We start from the raw sequence: 7,367 nt of genomic DNA, 5'->3' as shown, positions 1-7,367 counted from the left end.
GCGGTAGTCTTTCTTGTAAATCTTAACTTGAGAAATATCGCGTCTGGCTAAGGCGTGCAAGTCTACTAAGGGATAACCGCTCCCATGCTCCCGTTGAAGTAGAAAGTAAAGTCTAGCTTTGTCTAGGTTTTATATAGCAGCTATGTCAAACTGTAGAAGTATGTCACACTAGAATCAGCAACTAAGCTCAAATTTGCCAATGGTGTTTGACCCTGACTTTTTGAATGACAATTCCGAGGAAAACTCCAATCAGCTTCTCAATGACCACTTCGACGAAAATCCGAATCAGTTACTCAAATATTTACAACATCAGCCTCCTGAAGTTCTAGCCCGTGTCGCTCAGTCCGTCAGCCCGGAAATTAAACACATAATCTCCCAAAACGTCCAAGGACTAGTGGGAATGCTCCCCCTGGAAAACTTTAACGTGCAAATTACCACAGATAAGGAGAACTTAGCGGGGCTTCTCTCATCGGCCATGATGACAGGATACTTTCTCCGCCAGATGGAGCAAAGGATGCAGTTAGAGAATTTGTCTAATAGTTAATTGTCAATCGGGCAATTTTTTCGGAGTATCACTTGATATGGCTTGATTATATAGTTGATTAGCAATACGCGTAGCAGTTTCAATGGGGATAGCAAAGCCCAAACCTTGAGCATCGGCGCGGATAGCAGTGTTAACACCAATAACCTCACCGTGGGCATTTAACAAAGGACCGCCAGAGTTACCGGGGTTAATAGCTGCATCAGTTTGGATAAAGCTGACTTGCTTATCTGGGACGCCAACTTGAGCGCTGGTGCGCCCCGTAGCGCTGATAATGCCGATAGTGACAGTATTATCTAACCCCAAAGGATTGCCAATAGCGATCGCCCATTGTCCGGGGATTAATTTTTGTGAATTGCCTAACTTAACCGTGGGCAATTTATTTTCGGGAATTTTCACCACTGCGAGATCTGTAGTCAGATCAACTCCCAGTACCCGCCCCTGAAAAGTTCGACCATCTTTGAGAGTGACCTGCACAGTATCTGTATCTGCCACCACATGAGCATTAGTCAGCAATAGGCCATTTTCGCTTAAAATAAATCCCGAACCTGTACCGCGCTCAATGCGTTCTTTGGGAATTGGTTGTTCATCTTCGCCAAAAAATCGACGTAAGAGGGGATTTTTTAAAACATCTGAGATGGGGTTAGCAACTTTGCGGGTAGCATTAATACGTACTACTGCAGGTCCGACTTTTTGTACTGCCGTAGCAATAAAATTCAGGTTATCACCCCCAGTAGTGCCCATGGCTCTCCCCAACCGATGAGGAACCACAGACTCTGAAGGTAAGGGTGCCGTTACATTGCGTAACTCTTGAAAATAGGGGTTATGTGGTACAAGATAACGACTACCGAACACCCCCGCACCGGTACCAATTGTGAGTAAAGATAGATAAATACTTAGCTGTTTTAAGGATAAATTCATAAAACCTTGTCAGATATGTGGAAACGAGCGCGTCTTTAGACGTGGGATTGTCAAGAGGTTTCAAGAAAACAGTGGATTCGCTAACTTCTCAGTGTAGTCAAGCAATGGACAAGTTAACAGATAATTTCACAGATAAAACGACAATAAGCTACAGGGCACTTAGGACATGACAAAATTCTCATAGTCAGGATTTGACTTTTGACTTTTGCTATACCTGTCCACACCCCCATTCCCCCACTAAAATCTAAACTTAGCGATCGCTTGACTTTGATCTTATGACTTTTCCTTATCGTCTAGTTTTGCTATATAGCCTACTTGGTGCTATGGGTTTAACATCCACCCCTGTAAGCTCAAACACTGCTCATGCAGCCCCCAGTTGTCCAACTCCGGCATTATCTCGTTTCGTGCGCCATCAAGTTAATCGTGGTGAAACTGTGGAGAGCATAGCACAGCGATACAATCTCACATCAGCAACAGTCATCGAAATGAATCCGGCTCTGAGAACCGGAAAGCCGAATGTAGGGAGCAATTTGCAAATTCCTCCCTACAATGGCATTGTTGTACAAGTACCTAGGGGACAAAATTGGCGCCAGGTGGCGGAAAAATATGAGGTTCGCGCTGATACCCTGTTTGAAATCAATGGTTGCCAACAAGACCCCAGAATTGTATTTGTTCCCGGGGTAAATGGGTCAGCACCCCGCCCTATAACTGACTCTAACGGGTCTACAGAGCCTATATCTATTAGTGGCTATCCTTTACAGTCAGTCACAACTGTGATATTTCCTTATGGCTGGCAGATTAATCCTACCACTGGTGAAGTGTTTTTTCATAGTGGCGTGGACTTGTTAGCTGCTGTAGGTACTCCTGTACAAGCGATCGCTCCGGGAACTATAGTGTTTGCTCAACCACAGGGTACTTATGGCCAATTAGTGATCATTAACCACGCTGGCGGTATCCAAAGCCGTTACGGTCATCTTGGTGATATTCAGGTTTCTTTAGGTCAAAAAGTTAATCAAGGCGACTTATTGGGAACCGTAGGCACGACTGGGGAGCCGACTGTCAGGCAACCACACTTGCATTTTGAAATCCGTTCTAATTCCGATTTAGGTTGGGTAGCGAAAGACCCCCAAGGTTATTTGAGGAACAGGCCATGAACCTGTTGTTCATCGTCAGACAAATCAATTTTACTGACCAAAAAGGGTCTAACTGTGGCAATCTGAGATACAGAGACCTTTAATCTGATATTTTAACTACAGTCAATTTACCTCATTAGGTTATGCAAACTCTGCCAAATCTTACAACCGTTGACAAGACAGCAAATCAAGGCATTTTTGATACTAACATTAAGCGGCGTAAAACTCGTCCCGTCAAGGTGGGAAATGTCACCATTGGGGGTAACTACCCAGTAGTAGTGCAGTCTATGATTAACGAGGATACCCTGGATATAGATGGTTCCGTAGCGGCTATTCGTCGTTTACACGAAATTGGTTGTGAAATTGTCCGGGTCACAGTACCCAGTATGGCTCATGCCAAAGTGATGGCGGAGATAAAAAAAAGATTAATTCAAACTTACCAAGACGTGCCAATTGTAGCCGATGTGCATCACAATGGCATGAAAATTGCCTTGGAAGTCGCCAAGCACATTGAAAAAGTACGGATAAATCCGGGATTATATGTGTTTGAGAAACCAAACTCCAATAGAACCGAATATACCAACAGCGAATTTGAAGAAATTGGCGAAAAAATCCGTGAAACCCTAGAACCTTTAGTAGTTTCCCTGCGAGATCAAGGTAAAGCCATGCGAATTGGGGTAAATCATGGTTCGCTGGCGGAAAGGATGCTATTTACCTACGGGGACACCCCAGAAGGCATGGTAGAATCTGCCTTAGAATTTATTCGCATTTGTGAAGCCTTAGATTTCCGTAACCTAGTAATTTCCATGAAAGCCTCACGGGTTCCGGTGATGCTAGCCGCCTATCGTCTCATGGCCAAGCGCATGGATGACCTAGGTATGGATTATCCCCTACATTTGGGTGTGACAGAAGCTGGGGATGGCGAATATGGACGGATTAAATCCACTGCGGGCATTGCTACATTACTAAGTGATGGTATTGGCGATACAATCCGCGTATCACTCACAGAAGCACCAGAAAAGGAAATTCCCGTTTGTTACAGCATTCTGCAAGCTTTAGGATTGCGCAAAACAATGGTGGAGTATGTTGCTTGTCCTTCTTGTGGGCGGACTTTATTTAATTTAGAGGAAGTTTTACACCAAGTCCGGGAAGCTACCAAACATTTAACTGGGTTGGACATAGCAGTTATGGGTTGCATTGTCAACGGTCTTGGAGAAATGGCAGATGCCGACTATGGTTATGTTGGTAAAACACCCGGTTACATTTCTTTATATCGTGGTCGAGAAGAAATTAAAAAAGTCCCTGAAGCACAAGGTGTAGAGGAATTGATTAACCTGATTAAGGCAGATGGACGTTGGGTAGAACCTTGAACAGGTGGGTATTGGGGAAAATTTCTCCTTTCCTCAACGCCCAGTCGCCCCGGATTGTCAAGTAATTTAATGAAATTAGTAACACATGCCTGGTCTCTACAGTGCAACCCTGTGTTAGATTGGGCATACTGACTATACATTCCTCCCTCTGACGCAGCTGTCATTATGGTGATTACAAAAAGTAGACTTGTTTTGGGTGCTACGGCGGTGACGCTTTCCACCATTGCTGTTACTAGCCTTGGCATTCACTCCCGAGGTCAGGCTTTATTTAAAGCAAGTCCCAAAGAATTGGTAGACGAGGTTTGGCAAATTGTCCAACGCCAATATGTAGACGAGACTTTTAATCAAGTTGATTGGCTGGCTGTGCGGAAGGAGTACTTGAGCAAAGAGTACACTAGTCAGGAAGATGCCTATACATCCATCCGGGAAATGCTCAAACGGCTAGATGATCCCTACACCCGGTTTATGGATCCTGAAGAGTTCAAGAATATGCAAGTGGACACTTCAGGGGAACTGACAGGTATTGGTATCACAATTAGTCAAGATGAAGAAACCAAGCAGATTGTGGTAATTTCCCCCATTGATGATACACCCGCATTTAAGGCCGGCATTTTGGCTAAGGATGTGATTAAGACAATTAATGGTCAAAGTACCGAGGGTATGGATACTAACCAAGCAGTATCCCTAATTCGTGGTGAGCCGGGAACGAAAGTCAATCTGACAATTGAACGGGATGGTAAAGCCAAACAGTTTGAGATCACACGGGCTCGCATTGAAATTCATCCAGTTAAATATTCTAGACAGCAAACTCCTATAGGTAACTTAGGTTACATTCGACTGAATCAGTTCAGCGCCAATGCTAGCCGGGAAATGCAAAGCGCTATTAGGGATTTAGAAAGGCAACGGGTTAACGGATATATTTTAGATCTACGTGGTAACCCCGGCGGGTTACTCTACTCCAGTGTAGAAATTGCTCGCATGTGGCTAGATAGAGGTACTATTGTCTCCACTATTGACCGTGGGGGTGAACAGGAGCGGGAAGTGGCGAGGGGACGTGCTTTAACTGATAAACCTTTGGTGATTTTAGTTGATAAAGGATCGGCGAGCGCCAGTGAAATTCTCTCAGGAGCCTTGCAGGACAATAAACGTGCTGTTTTGGTGGGATCTCAAACTTTCGGTAAAGGTTTAGTGCAATCAGTGCGTCCTTTAGAAGATGGCTCAGGTTTAGCGGTGACAATTGCTAAATATCATACTCCCAGTGGTAAAGATATTAATAAACATGGGGTGGTTCCCGACGTGACTGTGGAATTATCTGATGAGCAGCGTCAGGAATTGTGGTTGAGACAACGTGAAAAACTGGCTACACTAGCAGACCCTCAATTCGCTAAAGCTGTGGAAGTATTGGGTAAAGAAATTGCTGCTAGAGGTATGACGAGTTTAGAAACCAAGTAAGTTTGATACTCAAGGGGTGTAAGTTTCTGCACTCCTTTGATGAGTGGGAGGAAAAAGTGACCAATAGGGTACACTGGCAAGAACGAATTGGCAATCAAAGAGATTGGGTGTGGCGAGGCTGGCAAACTCGTTATACTTACATCCGACCTAGTAAACATTCCCAAAAGACTACACCCTTAATCCTGATCCATGGTTTTGGTGCTTCCATTGGTCATTGGCGACATAACTTAGAAGTATTAGGGCAACACCATACAGTCTATGCCCTCGATATGCTCGGGTTTGGTGCATCGAAAAAAGCTGCGGCAAATTATAGTATACAACTGTGGGTAGAGCAGGTCTATGAATTTTGGCAAGCATTTATCCGTCAACCAGTCATATTAATCGGTAATTCTAACGGTTCGCTGATTTCCTTAGCTGCTGCGGCCGCCCATCCAGAAATGGTTAAAGGTATAGTCATGATGAGTTTACCTGACCCATCTTTAGAACAAGAAGCCATCCCGCCGGTTATGCGACCTGTGGTCATGGCAGTTAAAAAATTAGTTGCTTCCCCTTTGCTTCTCAAACCTATATTTCACTTGGTGCGTCAACCCGGCTTTGTACGTCGCTGGGCTAGTCTGGCTTACGCCAAACCCGAAGCTATCACCGATGAACTAATAGAAATTTTAGCAGGGCCTCCCCAAGACCGGGGCGCACCTCGTGCTTTTATGGCCTTGTTTAGAGCTGCGATCGCTATTAACTTTAGTCCTAGTGTCAAAGCTATATTACCCAGCATTACAGCACCAATGCTGCTAATTTGGGGACAAAAAGATAGATTTGTGCCCCCTATACTGGCGCAGAAATTTACTCAGTATAACGAGAACCTAGAAGTACTCAACTTAGAACATGTCGGCCATTGTCCCCATGATGAATGTCCAGAAAGAGTCAATCAAGTAATTCTAGATTGGGTTAACAGACACATCTAATTACGTAACTGTGACATCATCAGTCTTCACAGCTGCCGCACCATGAACCGAACGGGCTACAGCAACCATCTTTTTCAGGATATCCTGACTGGGAACCCGACCTTTTAACACCACAGTAGTACCTGTTTGAGCCACCCAGAGAGTATCAATATCTCCGAGTTGGGAATCTTCATCAAAGGCCAATGCAACACGCTTGGCTAAACCACTCTGGTCGTATTCTCCATTCAAGCCTAAACGTTCTGGGGGAATTGATGTGGTAGTAGAAGCACTTGGCTGTACTTGCTGCGACGGAGGATTTACTCGTGCGTTTTGGGGTTTCTCTAATCCAAAAATTCTTTTCAACCAACCCATAAGCGGTTTTCTCCCATTGTTTATTAAATACTCTATTCCCATCATCAAAGCATGACAATAATCTACATCTGTCGTTGAAAAGATATTTACTGTTTTGCTCTACAGTAAACTAATCTTATAACAAAAATGCCGAAAAACCGTGAGTAAGAGGCGCATTGCGCCGTATTTCCTACGTGAGGCAGGGGATGTTCGCCCAGCGTCTCCCCTTGGGAGAAGGCTGTTTAAAGCGTTTACGCCACTGGAACTTGTGATATATTAATATTAACACCGAAAGGTAAACAACCTGTATAAAAACCCAACTGCCTAATGGCAATCTGATGGCGTAGCGTGGGGTCAGCCATACCTTGACAATTGAAGATATGGGGTTCTATTCCATAGTTCTAATTCCCACCCACCGAATAGGTAAAATCTTCCCTTCGGCAAGCCGCTACGCGTCTACATGGAGCTAGTCCTAAGCTGACTATTTTATAGACAAAACTATACTTATGTTAACAAGAATTGACATAAGTGAGTTAAGAAAATCGCCCACTTGATATATAATCCTACGATATCAAGTATTGAATTAAGACTATTGCCAACGCGAAAACCAAGCAATGATAGCGGTAGTCTTTCTTGTAAATCTTAACTTGAGAAATAT

General features: G+C 44.1%; 6 protein-coding genes and 1 pseudogene. 5 read left to right on the top strand and 2 right to left on the bottom strand.

Going from position 1 to position 7,367, the window contains the following annotated elements; translation table 11 throughout:
* Positions 1–199: 199 nt before the first annotated feature.
* Positions 200–544, top strand: coding sequence for a DUF760 domain-containing protein (locus PN447_RS06925; protein ID WP_271761947.1), 345 nt, complete (start codon positions 200–202; stop codon positions 542–544).
* A 42-nt stretch (positions 545–586) separates the two neighbouring features.
* Here PN447_RS06925 and PN447_RS06920 read toward each other — a convergent pair.
* Positions 587–1,462, bottom strand: a pseudogene (locus PN447_RS06920) (trypsin-like peptidase domain-containing protein); the annotation flags it as partial.
* Between the two features lie 275 nt (positions 1,463–1,737).
* Here PN447_RS06920 and PN447_RS06915 point away from each other — a divergent pair.
* The 4 genes from PN447_RS06915 to PN447_RS06900 all read left to right on the top strand — a co-directional run bounded on the left by PN447_RS06915 (position 1,738) and on the right by PN447_RS06900 (position 6,379).
* Entirely contained in the window at positions 1,738–2,616 is an 879-nt protein-coding gene (locus tag PN447_RS06915) for a peptidoglycan DD-metalloendopeptidase family protein (protein ID WP_271761946.1), read from the top strand.
* Between the two features lie 122 nt (positions 2,617–2,738).
* Positions 2,739–3,965, top strand: coding sequence for a (E)-4-hydroxy-3-methylbut-2-enyl-diphosphate synthase (ispG, locus tag PN447_RS06910; RefSeq protein ID WP_271761945.1), 1,227 nt, complete (start codon positions 2,739–2,741; stop codon positions 3,963–3,965).
* Positions 3,966–4,130: 165 nt separating this feature from the next.
* On the top strand, positions 4,131–5,417 hold the full coding sequence (gene ctpC, locus PN447_RS06905; RefSeq protein ID WP_271761944.1) for a carboxyl-terminal processing protease CtpC: 1,287 nt from the start codon (positions 4,131–4,133) through the stop codon (positions 5,415–5,417).
* A gap of 56 nt (positions 5,418–5,473) precedes the next feature.
* Entirely contained in the window at positions 5,474–6,379 is a 906-nt protein-coding gene (locus tag PN447_RS06900) for an alpha/beta fold hydrolase (protein WP_271761943.1), read from the top strand.
* Here PN447_RS06900 and PN447_RS06895 read toward each other — a convergent pair whose 3' ends face one another.
* A complete protein-coding gene (locus PN447_RS06895; RefSeq protein ID WP_271761941.1) occupies positions 6,380–6,730 on the bottom strand; it encodes a phospholipid-binding protein in 351 nt (116 codons plus the stop codon).
* Positions 6,731–7,367: the final 637 nt, after the last annotated feature.

Origin of the sequence: Anabaena sp. CS-542/02 (assembly GCF_028331085.1) — a bacterium.
Taxonomy (GTDB): domain Bacteria; phylum Cyanobacteriota; class Cyanobacteriia; order Cyanobacteriales; family Nostocaceae; genus Anabaenopsis; species Anabaenopsis arnoldii.
Note: the sequence above shows the minus strand (reverse complement) of the source record. Positions and strands in the feature narration are given on the sequence as shown.